Annotated in this window: 12 protein-coding genes; 11 read left to right on the plus strand and 1 reads right to left on the minus strand. The window is 62.5% G+C overall.

Features of this window, described 5'->3' with window-relative positions; translation table 11 throughout:
* Positions 1-211 precede the first annotated feature (211 nt).
* The 10 genes from arnB to EIY71_RS01560 are packed head-to-tail and all read left to right on the plus strand — an operon-like array spanning position 212 to position 11,171.
* Positions 212-1,360 (plus strand): UDP-4-amino-4-deoxy-L-arabinose aminotransferase, encoded by a 1,149-nt coding sequence (gene arnB / locus EIY71_RS01515; RefSeq protein ID WP_134020149.1) that lies wholly within the window; start codon positions 212-214, stop codon positions 1,358-1,360.
* Entirely contained in the window at positions 1,357-2,379 is a 1,023-nt protein-coding gene (gene arnC / locus EIY71_RS01520) for an undecaprenyl-phosphate 4-deoxy-4-formamido-L-arabinose transferase (RefSeq protein WP_134020151.1), read from the plus strand. Before arnB ends, arnC begins: the two co-directional genes overlap by 4 nt.
* Positions 2,376-4,367 carry a bifunctional UDP-4-amino-4-deoxy-L-arabinose formyltransferase/UDP-glucuronic acid oxidase ArnA gene (gene arnA / locus EIY71_RS01525; protein ID WP_085745600.1) on the plus strand — a complete coding sequence of 664 codons (1,992 nt, stop codon included), beginning with the start codon at positions 2,376-2,378 and terminating at the stop codon, positions 4,365-4,367. Before arnC ends, arnA begins: the two co-directional genes overlap by 4 nt.
* A complete protein-coding gene (gene arnD / locus EIY71_RS01530; RefSeq protein ID WP_085745599.1) occupies positions 4,367-5,251 on the plus strand; it encodes a 4-deoxy-4-formamido-L-arabinose-phosphoundecaprenol deformylase in 885 nt (294 codons plus the stop codon). Before arnA ends, arnD begins: the two co-directional genes overlap by 1 nt.
* Positions 5,248-6,897: a lipid IV(A) 4-amino-4-deoxy-L-arabinosyltransferase gene (arnT, locus tag EIY71_RS01535; RefSeq protein ID WP_085745598.1), complete on the plus strand. Its 1,650-nt coding sequence runs from the start codon at positions 5,248-5,250 to the stop codon at positions 6,895-6,897. Before arnD ends, arnT begins: the two co-directional genes overlap by 4 nt.
* Positions 6,894-7,238, plus strand: coding sequence for a 4-amino-4-deoxy-L-arabinose-phosphoundecaprenol flippase subunit ArnE (gene arnE, locus EIY71_RS01540; RefSeq protein WP_085745597.1), 345 nt, complete (start codon positions 6,894-6,896; stop codon positions 7,236-7,238). The genes arnT and arnE overlap by 4 nt, the downstream gene beginning before the upstream one ends.
* Complete coding sequence (arnF, locus tag EIY71_RS01545; protein ID WP_085745596.1) at positions 7,235-7,639, plus strand: 4-amino-4-deoxy-L-arabinose-phosphoundecaprenol flippase subunit ArnF; 405 nt, start codon at positions 7,235-7,237, stop codon at positions 7,637-7,639. Before arnE ends, arnF begins: the two co-directional genes overlap by 4 nt.
* A complete protein-coding gene (locus EIY71_RS01550; RefSeq protein ID WP_134020154.1) occupies positions 7,636-9,015 on the plus strand; it encodes a UDP-glucose/GDP-mannose dehydrogenase family protein in 1,380 nt (459 codons plus the stop codon). The genes arnF and EIY71_RS01550 overlap by 4 nt, the downstream gene beginning before the upstream one ends.
* The gene (locus tag EIY71_RS01555; protein WP_178083775.1) at positions 8,988-10,607 is read left to right on the plus strand and encodes a glycosyltransferase family 39 protein; all 1,620 of its coding nucleotides are present in this window, start codon (positions 8,988-8,990) and stop codon (positions 10,605-10,607) included. The genes EIY71_RS01550 and EIY71_RS01555 overlap by 28 nt, the downstream gene beginning before the upstream one ends.
* Positions 10,608-10,643: 36 nt before the next feature.
* Positions 10,644-11,171 carry a GNAT family N-acetyltransferase gene (locus EIY71_RS01560; RefSeq protein WP_085745594.1) on the plus strand — a complete coding sequence of 176 codons (528 nt, stop codon included), beginning with the start codon at positions 10,644-10,646 and terminating at the stop codon, positions 11,169-11,171.
* Here EIY71_RS01560 and EIY71_RS01565 read toward each other — a convergent pair.
* A complete protein-coding gene (locus EIY71_RS01565) occupies positions 11,155-12,120 on the minus strand; it encodes a LysR family transcriptional regulator (protein WP_134020160.1) in 966 nt (321 codons plus the stop codon). The genes EIY71_RS01560 and EIY71_RS01565 overlap by 17 nt on opposite strands.
* Before the next feature lie 297 nt (positions 12,121-12,417).
* On the opposite strand from EIY71_RS01565, the gene argH reads away from it, so the two are divergent.
* Positions 12,418-13,845: an argininosuccinate lyase gene (gene argH, locus EIY71_RS01570; protein ID WP_085745592.1), complete on the plus strand. Its 1,428-nt coding sequence runs from the start codon at positions 12,418-12,420 to the stop codon at positions 13,843-13,845.
* Positions 13,846-13,895: the final 50 nt, after the last annotated feature.

Genomic DNA, 13,895 nt, shown 5'->3' on the forward strand with positions numbered 1-13,895 from the left:
TCAGATAGACGATTCGCCAACCGCTTTTTCATGTTCCTTTCACAAAAACGCGCATAACCTTACTTGCATCCAGTGGGCCCCGAATGGCTCACAACGTGCCGTCCGGGGACGCAAAAGTCAATCAGGCATTCCCCGGGTGGTACTTCAAACCCTTGAAAACACGTGTTTTTCAGACAATTGGCTGAAGGAAGGCTGTCGCCCCGAGGTTCTTATGAGTCAAGCGTTTCTCCCGTTTTCCCGCCCCAGTATCGGCGAAGAAGAAATTGCCGCCGTCGAACAAGTATTGCGTTCGGGCTGGATCACCACCGGGCCGAAGAATCAGGCATTGGAAGAACACTTCGGCAACTACGTCCGTAGTCGTCACGCCGTAGCACTTTCCTCGGCCACCGGTGCCATGCATGTAACTTTACTGGCGCTGGGAGTCGGCCCCGGCGATGAAGTCATCACCCCGTCGCAGACCTGGGTGTCCACCGCCAACATGATTTCCCTGCTCGGCGCCACGCCGGTGTTCGTCGATGTCGACCGCGACACCCTGATGACCGACGCCGCGCGCATCGAAGCCGCCATCACGCCGCGCACCAAAGCGATCATTCCCGTGCATTACGCCGGCGCTGCTTTCGATCTCGATCCGCTTTACGCCCTGGCCGACAAGCACGGCATCACCGTGATCGAAGACGCCGCCCACGCCGCCGGCACCCGCTACAAGGGCCGTCACGTTGGCTCGCGAGGCACCGCGATCTTCTCGTTCCACGCGATCAAGAATATGACCTGCGCCGAAGGGGCGATGTTCGTCACCGACGACGAAGCCCTGGCCAACCGTGTGCGCATGCTCAAGTTTCATGGCCTCGGCGTCGATGCCTACGACCGCCTGACCCACGGCCGCAAGCCCCAGGCCCAGGTAATCGAGCCCGGTTTCAAATACAACCTGGCCGACATCAACGCCGCGATTGCCCTGGTGCAACTGGAGCGTCTGGACGCGATCAACGCCCGTCGCACCGAACTGGCCACGCAATACCTGCAAAAACTCGAAGGCCTGCCGGTGCAACCGCTGGCCGTCCCGCCATACGCCCAACAGCACGCCTGGCACCTGTTCATCCTGCGCATCGACAGCGAGCGCTGCGGGATGGACCGCGAAGCCTTCATGAAGGGTTTGCAGGAGCAAGGCATCGGCACCGGCATCCACTTCATCGCCACCCACCTGCACACCTGGTATCGCCAGCGTGACCCGCACCTGTCCCTGCCCGACACCGAGTGGAACTCGGCGCGGCTGTGCTCGATTCCCTTGTTTCCCGACATGACCGACCAGGATCTGGACCGGGTCGTCGGGGCCATTGAACACCTGATGGGGAAACGCCCTTGAGACCTTATCCGATTCATTGCGTGTCGATCGTCATCCCGGTCTACAACGAAGAAGACAGCCTGCCGGAACTGCTGCGCCGCACCCAGGCCGCCTGCCAGCAATTGCGGCATGACTACGAAATCGTGCTGGTCGACGACGGCAGCCGCGACGCCTCCGCGCAATTGCTCGAAGACGCCGCGTCCGTCGTGGACAGTCCGTTCGTGGCGGTCATCCTCAACCGCAACTACGGTCAGCACGCGGCGATCATGGCCGGTTTCGAACAGTGCAAGGGCGACGTGGTGATTACCCTCGACGCCGACCTGCAGAACCCGCCGGAAGAAATCCCGCGGCTGGTGGCCGAGGCCGAAAAGGGCTTTGATGTGGTCGGCACCGTGCGCGGCAATCGCCAGGATTCGGCCCTGCGCCGTTATCCGTCGAAACTCATCAACCTCGCCGTGCAACGCTCCACCGGCGTCGCCATGAGCGACTACGGCTGCATGCTGCGCGCCTACCGCCGCACGATCATCGACGCGATGCTCGCCTGCCGCGAACGCAGCACGTTCATTCCGATCCTCGCCAACAGCTTCGCCCGACACACCACGGAAATCCCCGTGGCCCACGCCGAGCGCGAACACGGCGATTCGAAATACAGCCCGATGCGCCTGATCAACCTGATGTTCGACTTGATCACCTGCATGACCACCACGCCCCTGCGCCTGCTGAGCATCGTCGGCTTCGCCATGGCCGGCCTCGGCGTGCTGTTCGCGGCGGCGCTGATTGTCCTGCGCCTGGCCTTTGGCGCCGGATGGGCCGGCGATGGCCTGTTCGTGCTGTTCGCCGTGCTGTTCGTGTTCACCGGCGGCCAGTTCATCGGCATGGGCCTGCTGGGCGAATACCTGGGGCGCATGTACAGCGATGTGCGCGCCCGCCCGCGTTTTTTCATTGAAAAGGTCCTGCGCGGGCACCCCGCCACGCCGGCCCCCGCCATCACCGTTGACGGCCTTACTTCCAACTCCTCGTCTGATCAGGTTCTCTCATGAGCGCAAAAACCGTTGTCTTCGCCTACCACGATATTGGCTGCGCCGGCATTCAAGCCCTGCTCGACAGCGGCTACGACATTGCGGCGGTGTTCACCCATGCCGATGACCCGCAGGAAAACGCGTTCTACGCCTCGGTGGCGCAACTGTGCGCCAACAAAGGCATCGCGGTTCATGCACCGGAAGACGCCAACCACCCGTTGTGGATCGAGCGGATTGCCAAGCTCGATCCGGATTACATCTTCTCCTTCTACTATCGCAACCTGCTGAGCGAGCCATTGCTGGCCACCGCCAAAAAAGGCGCGTTCAACCTGCACGGCTCCCTGCTGCCGCGCTACCGTGGCCGCGCCCCGGCCAACTGGGTGCTGGTCAACGGCGAAACCGAAACCGGCGTCACCCTGCATCGCATGGTCAAGCGTGCCGACGCCGGCGCCATCCTCGCCCAGCAACGCGTGGCCATCGAACGCAGCGACACCGCGCTGAGCCTGCACGGCAAACTGCGGATCGCCGCCAGCGACCTGCTGCGCGATGCACTGCCGGCGATGCTGCACGGCAAACTGCGGGAAACCCCGCAGGACGAATCCCAGGCCACGGTGTTCGGTCGTCGCACCCCGGCAGACGGCAAACTGGTCTGGGCGCAACCTGCCGAAAAACTGTTCAACCTCGTGCGGGCCGTGACTCAGCCTTACCCGGGCGCCTTCTGCGCCGTGGGCGAGCACAAGCTGATCGTGTGGAACGCCGACGTGGTCAAGGGCAACGAAGGTCAGGCGCCGGGCCGCGTCATCAGTGTCGATCCGCTGCGCATCGCCTGCGGTGAAGACTCGCTGGTGATCAACGCCGGCCAGCGCAACGACAACGGCCTGTACCTTAGCGGCCCGCAACTGGCCAATGAACTCGGTCTGGTGGACGGCTCGCTGCTGCGCGGCGCCGAATCCGGTCGTGGCCCGCGCCGTACACGGGTGCTGATCCTCGGCGTCAACGGTTTCATCGGCAACCACTTGTCCGAGCGTCTGCTGCGTGGCGAGCGCTACGAAGTCTATGGCCTGGACATCGGCTCCGACGCCATCGACCGCCTGCGCAGCCACCCGCGTTTTCACTTCGTCGAAGGCGACATCAGCATTCACTCGGAGTGGATCGAGTACCACATCAAGAAATGCGACGTGGTGCTGCCGCTGGTGGCCATCGCCACGCCGATCGAATACACGCGCAACCCGCTGCGGGTGTTCGAGCTCGACTTCGAAGAAAACCTGAAACTGGTGCGCTACTGCGTCAAATACAACAAGCGCGTGATCTTCCCGTCGACCTCGGAAGTCTATGGCATGTGCCAGGACAAGCACTTCGACGAAGACCGCTCGAACCTGATCGTCGGCCCGATCAACAAGCAGCGCTGGATCTACTCGGTGTCCAAGCAACTGCTGGACCGGGTGATCTGGGCCTACGGCGCCAAGGGCCTGAACTTCACCCTGTTCCGTCCCTTCAACTGGATGGGCCCACGCCTGGATCGCCTTGACTCGGCGCGCATCGGCAGCTCCCGCGCCATCACCCAATTGATCCTCAATCTGGTGGAAGGCACGCCGATCCGCCTGTTCGACGGCGGCGAACAGAAACGCTGCTTCACCGACATCGCCGACGGCGTCGAGGCGCTGGCGCGGATCATCGATAACGACAACGACGTCTGCAACGGCCAGATCATCAACATCGGCAACCCGGACAACGAAGCGAGCATTCGTCAGTTGGGCGAAGAACTGTTGCGCCAGTTCGAGGCTCATCCGCTGCGTTCCAACTTCCCGCCGTTCGCCGGTTTCCGCGACGTGGAAAGCAAGGCGTTCTACGGCGCCGGTTACCAGGACGTCGAGCACCGCAAACCGAGCATCGCCAACGCCAAGCGCCTGCTGGACTGGACGCCGACCGTGGAAATGCGCGAGACCATCGGCAACACGCTGGATTTCTTCCTGCGTGAGGCCATGGCCGAAATCGAGAGCAAGCGCTGATGCAGGCCGGTTTGCGCATCGACGTCGACACCTTTCGCGGCACCCGCGAAGGCGTGCCGCGCTTGCTGGAAATCCTCGATGAAGCGCAGATCAAGGCGACGTTTTTCTTCAGTGTCGGCCCGGACAACATGGGCCGGCATCTGTGGCGCCTGATCCGTCCGCAGTTCCTGTGGAAGATGCTGCGCTCCAACGCCGCCGGCCTGTACGGCTGGGACATCCTGCTGGCCGGCACGGCCTGGCCGGGCAAACCGATCGGCCGCGACCTCGGGCACCTGATGCGTCAGGCCCGGGCCGCCGGCCACGAAGTCGGTCTGCACGCCTGGGATCACCACGGCTGGCAGGCCAATGCCGGGCGCTGGAGCGATGCGCAACTGGTCGAGCAGATCCGTCAGGGCGTCGACACCTTGAGCGACATCCTCGGCGAAAAAGTCATGTGTTCGGCCGCCGCCGGTTGGCGCGCGGACGAGCGTGTGATCGAAGCAAAGCAGGCCTTCGGCTTTCGCTACAACAGCGATTGCCGTGGGCAGCGGTTGTTCCGACCGTTGCTGTCTGACGGTTCGGTCGGTGCGCCGCAGATTCCGGTGGACTTGCCGACCTTCGATGAAGTGGTCGGGCCGAGTGTGGCGGCGAAGGATTTCAACGCCTTCATCCTCGACCGGTTCCGCCCGGACAACCTCAACGTCTACACCATTCACGCCGAAGTAGAAGGGATTCTGATGGCCGAAGATTTTCGTCGACTGCTGGCCGACGCACGCCAGCGAAACATCAACTTTCAACCGCTGGGCGACTTGCTGCCCGAGTTTCTCAACACCCTGCCCGTCGGCCGTGTGCAACGCGGTGCCCTCGAAGGCCGCGAAGGGTGGCTGGGAGTGCAAGGCGCATGAGCAAACGCTGGGCATTGCCGCTGTTGCTGGGGATTTTCCTGCTCGCCTATCTGCTGCCGCTGGGCAGTCATGGCTTGTGGATTCCCGATGAAACCCGTTATGCGCAGATCAGCCAGGAAATGCTGCTGAGCGGCAACTGGGTTTCGCCGCATTTCATGAGCCTGCGTTACTTCGAAAAACCGGCGGCCGGTTACTGGATGATCGCCCTCGGGCAGGCCGTGTTCGGCCAGAACCTGTTCGGCGTGCGGTTTGCCTCGGCCCTGAGCACCGGGCTGAGCGTGCTTCTGTGCTTCCTCATCGCTCGCCGTTTGTGGAATGACCCGCGCAGAAGCTTCGTCTGCGCCCTGCTCTACATGAGTTTCGTCATCGTCGCCGGCCAGGCCGGTTACGCCAACCTCGATCCGCAATTCACCTTTTGGGTCAACCTGAGTCTGGTGGCGCTGTGGTTTGCCCTCGACAGCCGCTCCAACGGTCAGCGGCTGGCCGGTTGGGCAGTGCTGGGACTGGCCTGCGGCATGGGCTTCATGACCAAAGGCTTTCTCGCCTGGCTGCTGCCGGTGCTGATCGCCTTGCCGTGGATGCTCTGGCAAAAGCGCTGGAAAGAATTGCTGCTGTACGGCCCGGTGGCCATCGCGGTAGCGATCATCGTCAGCCTGCCGTGGGTGCTGGCGGTGCACGGTCAGGAACCGGATTACTGGCGGTTCTTCTTCTGGCACGAACACATCCGCCGCTTTGCCGGTGACGATGCCCAGCATGATGCGCCGTGGTGGTTCTATCTGCCGCTGCTGGTGGCGTTCAGTCTGCCGTGGGTCGGGATGTTGCCGGTGGCATTCAAGCAGGCGTGGCAGACCCGCCGCGAAACCGGCATCGCGTTTCTCGGCCTGTGGCTGCTGATGCCGCTGCTGTTCTTCAGCCTGAGCAACGGCAAGTTGCCGACCTACATCCTGCCGTGCCTGCTGCCGCTGGCGTTGCTGCTGGGCCACGCGCTGGCCGATCGCTTGCGTCTGGAGCAAGGCCGGGCGCTGGGCCTCAATGGCCTGCTGAACCTGTTGCTGGGCATCGTCACGCTGATCGGGCTGGTTTACGTGCAGCTCAAGCGTCCGCTGTACGACCACGAACTGCACAGCCTGGTGCTGGTGTTCATCGCCCTGACCGGCTGGATCATCAGCAACCTGCTGCAAGCCTTCCGCCCGTTGCAATGCTGGGCGGCACCGGCGGTGGGCAGCCTGCTGCTGATCGCGCTGCTGCCGGCGGCACTGCCCAAATCGGTGGTGGCGAACAAGATGCCTGACCAGTTCGTGCTCGCCCACCAAACAGAACTGGCGGCCACCACGCACCTGTTGAGCAACGACCTGGGCGCCGCGTCGGCCCTGTCCTGGCGGGTCAAACGCCCGCAGGTGGCGATGTACAACACGATAGGCGAATTGAAATATGGCCTTGCCTATCCTGATGGCATTCAACAGCGGGTTGATACCGATCAGGTGCAACAGTGGATGCGCGAAGCCCGCAAGACCGGTTCGGTCGGCGTGGTGATGCGGGTCAAGGGGCAAGACGAACTGGACGAACTCGACAGACTGCCCAAGGACGGCGTTCGTTATGAGCAAGGCAATCTGGTGATCGTGATTCTTCCGCAGGAGGCGTCATGAGCCTGTGGCTGCTGTTGCTCGCCTGCCTGCTGACCTGCCTGGGCCAGGTCGCGCAGAAATTCGCCGTCGAGAGCTGGCGCGGCGCGAGCTTGCCGTGGTCGCGCAAACTGCGCTCGCCGTGGTTGTGGCTGGCCCTGTTTGCCCTCGGCACCGGTCTGCTGGTGTGGCTGCTGGTGTTGCAGCGCCTGCCCGTCGGCATCGCCTACCCGATGCTCAGCCTCAATTTCGTGATCATCACCCTGATCGCCCGCTTCGTGTTCAAGGAGCCCGTCGACGTTCAACACTGGTTCGGCGTGTTTCTGGTAATCGGTGGCGTGGCGCTTTTGGGGCAACAGTCATGAACCAGGGTCGTGGAATCTTCTTCGCCCTGGCCAGCGTGCTGCTGGTCAGCGTGGCGCAACTGAGCATGCGCTGGAGCATGACACGTCTGCCCCGGCCGGATCAGTGGCTGTCCGTACAAAGCGTCGATTCAGTTGCGCTGGCCGTGGTGCTCGCGGCGATCTTCGCCTATGCGCTGTCGATGCTCTGCTGGCTCGCCGCCCTGCGCGATCTGCCGTTGGGGCGGGCCTATTCGCTGCTGAGCATCAGCTACGCGCTGGTGTACCTGCTGGCGGCCAGTCTGCCGCTGTTCAACGAATCCTTCAGTTTCTCTAAATCACTGGGTGTGGCTCTGGTCATGCTCGGGGTCATCACCATCAACACTCGTCCGGCCCGTGCGCCCGAATTGAGGAGTTCGCCATGAAAATCACAGTGTTTGGTAGCGGTTATGTCGGCCTGGTGCAGGCCGCCGTGCTGGCCGAAGTCGGCCATGACGTGGTGTGCATGGACATCGACGAGAAGAAAGTCGAGCTGCTGCGCCAGGGCCACGTCAGCATCTTCGAGCCGGGGCTGGCCAGCCTGGTCCGCGAGGGCCTGGACGCCGGGCGGCTGCAATTCACCTGCGATGAAAAACTCGCTGTGCAGCACGGCAAGGTCGCGTTCATTGCAGTCGGCACCCCGTCGAAAGAAGACGGCTCGGCAGACCTGCGTTACGTGCTGTCGGTAGGCGACGCCGTGGCCCGGCATCGTGAACAACCGCTGATTCTGGTGGAGAAATCCACCGTACCCGTCGGCACCGGCGACACCTTGCGCACCCACCTGGACAAGGCGCTGATCAAGGCCGGGCGCCTGTTGCAGTTCGATATCGTGTCCAACCCGGAATTTCTGAAGGAAGGTTCGGCGGTCGCCGATTGCCGCCGGCCGGACCGGATCGTCATCGGCTGCGAGCGCGAAGAAGTGCGCGACGTGATGCGCGATCTGTATTCGCCGTTCAACCGCAACCACGACCGCATCATGTTCATGGACCTGCGCAGCGCCGAGCTGACCAAGTACGCCGCCAACTGCATGCTGGCGACCAAGATCAGCTTCATCAATCAGATCGCCGAGCTGGCCGAACACCTGGGCGCGGACATCGAATCGGTGCGCCAGGGCATCGGCGCCGACAGCCGCATCGGCTACCACTTCATCTACCCCGGTTGCGGTTACGGCGGTTCATGCTTCCCCAAAGACATGCGCGCGCTGATCCACAGTGCCGAAGAGGCGCACTGCTCCAGCGATTTGCTGCAAGCGGTGGAAGCGATCAACCAGCGGCAGAAGCACAAGCTGTTTGAACGCATCAACGCATTCTACAAGGGCGAACTGCGCGGCAAGACTTTCGCCCTGTGGGGGCTGGCCTTCAAGCCGAACACCGACGACATGCGCGATGCGCCGAGCCGGGTTCTGCTGGAATCGCTGTGGGCCGCTGGCGCCAATGTGCGGGCGTTCGACCCGGAAGCGATGCAGGAAACCCAGCATCTGTACCCGGACGAATCGAAACTGATGCTGATGGGCACCCCGGAATCGGTACTCGCCGGTTCCGACGCGCTGATCATCTGCACCGAATGGCAGCAGTTCAAGGCGCCGGATTTCGACCTGATCCAGCAACGCCTCAAGGCCCCGGTGATCTTCGACGGTCGTAACCTGTACGACGCCGAACGCCTGGCCCGCAACGGCTTCCATTACTTCCCGATGGGCCGTGGCGAATCGCGCTCCCTGCCGATTCCTTTGCAACAATGGCCACACGCCTCGGACGTGGCTTGATCGGTTTGACCCCTGCCCTGCGCCGGCAGTCCCTGATCGCAGGGCTGCTGGCGTTTCTGCTGTTCATCGCCGGCGTGTACGGGCAGGCGCCCATCGGTTTCGACTCGCGCTTCGTGTTGTTCGCCCAGGAAATGCTGCGGCACGGGCCCAGTATTTTTCCCACCACTTATGGTGAGCCTTACGCCGATTATTCGTCGCTCTCGACCTTGTTCATCTGGCTGTTGTCGTTGCCGTTCGGGACGGTCAACAGCCTGACGGCGTGGCTGCCGAGCGCTGTCGCCGGCGCGGTGATCGTGGCGTTGATGTATCGCTTGCTCGCGCCCGCATCCGTGCGCTGGGCGGTGGTCAGCATCGCGCTGCTGATGCTCACCAGCACCTTCATCAGCGAAACCCGCGCGGTGTCGCAGGACCTGATGCTCGCCGCCGTGGCGTTTTCGGTGTTCTACCTCGGCTATGCCCACGACCATTTCGCTGCCGCTCGACGCTGGCCGCTAGTGTTCATTCTGTTGCTGCTGGGGTTCGGCATTCGCGGGCCGATCGGGCTGGTGGTGCCGACCGGCATGCTGTGCAGTTACTACCTGCTGGATCGCCAATGGTCGCGCCTGTTGACCTTCGGTGTGCTGGCTTCGCTGTTGCTGGCGGCCTGCGTCGGGCTGTTGTTGTGGCTGGCGGAAGTCAGCGGCGGGCCGGCGTTTCGTCAGGACGTGATCCGCATGCAGTTCATGGGGCGCATGGACGGCAGCGAAGGCGTCAGCGGTTCGCTGTATTACTTCACCAGCTCACTGGGCAACTACGCGCTGGCGTATCCGCTGGCCTTGCTGGCACTGGCGGCGGCGTGGCTGAGCAAGCCCCGGCAACGCGGCCCGGCCTTGCGACTGGTGCAGTATTGCGCCGCGGCGGGGTTGATCGTGATGCTCGGGCTGTCGATTCCGCAGGCGAAAAAGGCCCGTTATCTGCTGCCGATGCTGCCCATGGCGGCGATTATTGCGGCGTATCCGTTTCAGGTGTTGCATGGTCGGGTGTTTGCCTGGCTGCGCGTCGGCATGCAGGGATTGTGGTTGTTGATTCCCGCATTGTTGATCGTCCTGTTATGGGTGGCGAAACGACGGTTTCCCGAGTCCTTGACCGACCTGACGCCAGTACTCAGCGTGCTAGGATTGCTGCAACTGGCCGCGTTGTCGCGGTTGTGGCTACCGCGCTGGCGAACCGAAGTCCTCGCGTTCAGCGCTGTTTTGGCGGTCTGGTCGGCGTACGCGCTGGTGTTCGAGCCGGTGGAGCGCCAGCTCTATGACACGCGGACCTTCAGCCAAGCGGCACTGGCGCGGATCCACGAGCAACCCGCGCCGCTGGTGCTGCACGGCATGGGCAAGGACGCCAAGGCGATCAAGTTCATGGTCAACGTCGAGCAGGATCTGCAACCGCTGTTCACTGAAACCACGCAAGCGCTCGAAGCGCTCAAGGGGCCGGCGTGGCTGATGATGGATCGCAGCGACTTCCAGGCGTTGCAAGGCACACCGCTCGGTGCGCTGCAGCCGGTCTTGAGTGGGCGTTTCGACAAAAACGATTATGTGTTGCTGTGGCTGACGCCTTAACCTGCGCGACGTGATTTCGACAGGGACCGCTGACTGATGACCTTTACTGTGCGACAGGCCCTGGCAGCCGATGCCACCGCCCTCCCCGCCATCGAGCGCTCGGCCGCCGCGCTGTTTCGCCTCGACCCTTCATTGGCCTGGCTGGCGGATGCCGCCGTGCCGCAGGCCTCGGCGCATTTACCGGCCATTGAACGGGGTGAAATGTGGATGGCGGAAAACAACGACGGGCAACTTGCAGGTTTTTTAAGGGCGGTGACTGTCGACCAACAGTTGCACATTGAGGAACTGTCCGTCAGCCAACACTTTCAGGGCCGGGGCGTCGGTCGCAAGTTGCTGTTGGCGGCGATTGAACAGGCGCGTCTGTGGCAACTTCGGGCGGTGACGCTGACGACATTTCGCGATTTGCCGTGGAATGCGCCGTTCTATCAACGCATGGGTTTTGCGCTATTGAACACCGAAGACACGGACGCACGTCTGCGCGATGTATTGCGCGATGAAATCACTCACGGATTGCCCGGTGAGCGACGTTGCGCCATGCGCCTGATACTCACGCCGTCGGCTTGAGATCAACCCCCAGTGCCTGGGCGAACGCCTTGACCAACGGACTGCGCACGGTGTTGTGCCGCAGGATCAGATTGAACGGCGTGTCGAAGTGGATCAGCTCCGGGCACACCGCGCGAAACTGCCCGGCGGCCACCAGCGTGGCGGCGTAGTGCCGGGGCAGAAAGCCCACGAAACGCCCGGTCTTGATCAGCAACGCCACCGCTTCGACCTGGGTCGCCGAGGCGGAAAAACTGTCGTAGCGGGCAAAGTTGAGCTTGTCGCGATGGATCGCATAGCGGTGGTTGATGCACTCGTAATCCTGCAGCACGTTGCCACCCATCTGCTCCGCCGGCATCTCGAACAACGGATGGCCGACGGCGCAGTAAGCCTGCGAGCGTTCCTCATAGAGCGGGTAATAATCGAACTCTTCACGCTTTTGATAAACCGGGACTATTCCGGCAACCAAGCGCCCTTCAACTACGCCTCTTTCCACTTCATCCAATTGGGTGGCTTGAAGTTGAAATCTTACTTTCGGCGAATGTTCATTTATCTTTCTGAGCGCAGCAACTAACGGCGAATTATCGTCACTGATCGTATTATCGATCACCCCCACTCCAAGATCGCCGATAAGTTCGTTCTGCGCCGAACTAAGCCGGTCACGAAAGTTGTCGACCGAAGCAAACAGATCGATCGACGCCTGATACACCAGACGCCCTTCTTCGGTCAGGTGAAACCCTTCGCGCCCCCGGGTACACAGGCGCATGCCGATGCGGATTTCCAGGTCGGAGATCTGCTTGCTGATCGCGGCCAGGCCCACGTTCAGCTCGTTTTGCGCCGCGCTGAAGCCACCGGCCTCGACCACCGCCTTGAACACCTTGAGCAGTTTGAAATCCAGTCCGCTGAGGGCCAAAGGTGCCCGGTGAGCGGTTTTGACCGGTGGGTTTCCGGAATTGGAAAGTGGGGTTTCCATAATGCTGATTTACCTCTGGCGCAATGTTCAACAATCTGTGTCCAACAACAAAAACATCGCCGGCTAATAATAATGATCACAGAAAACCAGCCTTGGCAACCGCCAGAAAATTCCGAACATCAGTGCCAACTCACTGATCGCCAAACATTAAAAGCTGACACTTCGATCAGCTCTTGTCTCTTTGCAACTGCCCTCTTGAAAACTGCTTTGGCCTGATTCCGTCTGCTCACTTTTCAGCGTGTTCGACAGGCCTGGCACATCGATTTCAGTTCGCGTTACCGACGAGGAAAACAACAAATGTCTCAAACCACCGACCGTCTCTGGGGTGCCCGTTTCAAAAGCGGCCCGTCCGCAGCCCTGGCGGCCCTGTCCCGTTGCCCCGAGCGCTATTTCCGCCTGACGCCTTACGATCTGGCCGGCTCCAAGGCCCACGCCGGGGAACTGCAACGTGCCGGCCTGCTCGACGAGCAGGAAACCCGCACGATGATCGAAGCCCTGGACGGCATCGGTGCCGATTTCGCTGCCGGGCGCATCGCCCCGACCCTGGACGACGAAGACGTTCACACCTTTATCGAGCGCTTGCTGACCGAGCGCCTCGGCGCACTGGGCGGCAAGCTGCGCGCCGGCCGTTCGCGCAATGACCAGACTGCCAACGACCTGCGCCTGTTCCTGCGGGATCACGTCCGCACCTTGGCCGTGGAAGTGCTGGCCCTGCAAACAGCGCTGGTGGATCAGGCCGAGCAGCACGTCGAGAGCATCTGCCCGGGTTTCACCCACTTGCAGCAGGCGCAACCGATCGTGTTCGCCCATCACCTGCTGGCCCACGCGCAGTCGATGTTGCGTGACGTACAGCGTCTGGTGGATTGGGACGCGCGCACTTCGCTGTCGCCCCTCGGTGCTGCGGCCATGGCCGGTTCCGCGATCGCTCGTCAGCCGCAGCAGTCAGCCAAGGAAATGGGTTACGCCGGGGTCTGCGAAAACTCCATCGACGCCGTGGCCAGCCGCGATCACGTCGCCGAATTCCTGTTCATCGCCAGCATGCTCGGGATCAACATCTCGCGTCTGGCCGAAGAGTTTTGCCTGTGGTCGTCGCGCCAGTTCCGCTGGGTCGATCTGGATGACGCCTACGCCACCGGCAGCTCGATCATGCCGCAGAAGAAAAACCCCGACATCGCCGAACTGGCCCGGGGCAAGGCTGGGCGTCTGATCGGCAACCTGACCGGTCTGCTGTCGACGCTCAAATCCCTGCCGCTGTCGTACAACCGCGACCTGAGCGAAGACAAGAACGGCGTGCTCGACAGCGTCGACACCCTGCTGCTGGTGCTGCCGGCGATGGCCGGGATGGTCGCGACCATGACCGTCAACGTCGAGGAACTGCGCCGTCAGGCACCGCTGGGTTTCACCCTCGCCACCGAAGTTGCCGACTGGCTGGCGGTGCGCGGCGTGCCGTTCAAGGAAGCCCACGAAATCACCGGGGCACTGGTGCAGGCCTGCGAAAAACACGACCTCGAATTGTGGGAAGCCTCGCCGGCGTTGCTGGCCGAAATAGACCCGCGCCTCACGGCAGACGTGCGTGACAGCCTGACCCTGGAAGCCGCCATCGCTGCCCGCAGCGGTTGGGGCGGCACCGCGCCGCAGCAGGTTCGCGAGCAGATCGGCCGCCTGAAAACCGCCCTCGCCGCGCAACAACAGTGGACCGAAAACTACCAGGGCTTCCGCCTCTAAGCCGGGTCCCCCTCCCACCGGGAGGGGGTTGATCGACAAGTACAGTGTAC

The organism is Pseudomonas sp. CH235, from assembly GCF_004368175.1.
GTDB lineage: Bacteria > Pseudomonadota > Gammaproteobacteria > Pseudomonadales > Pseudomonadaceae > Aquipseudomonas > Aquipseudomonas paraglycinae.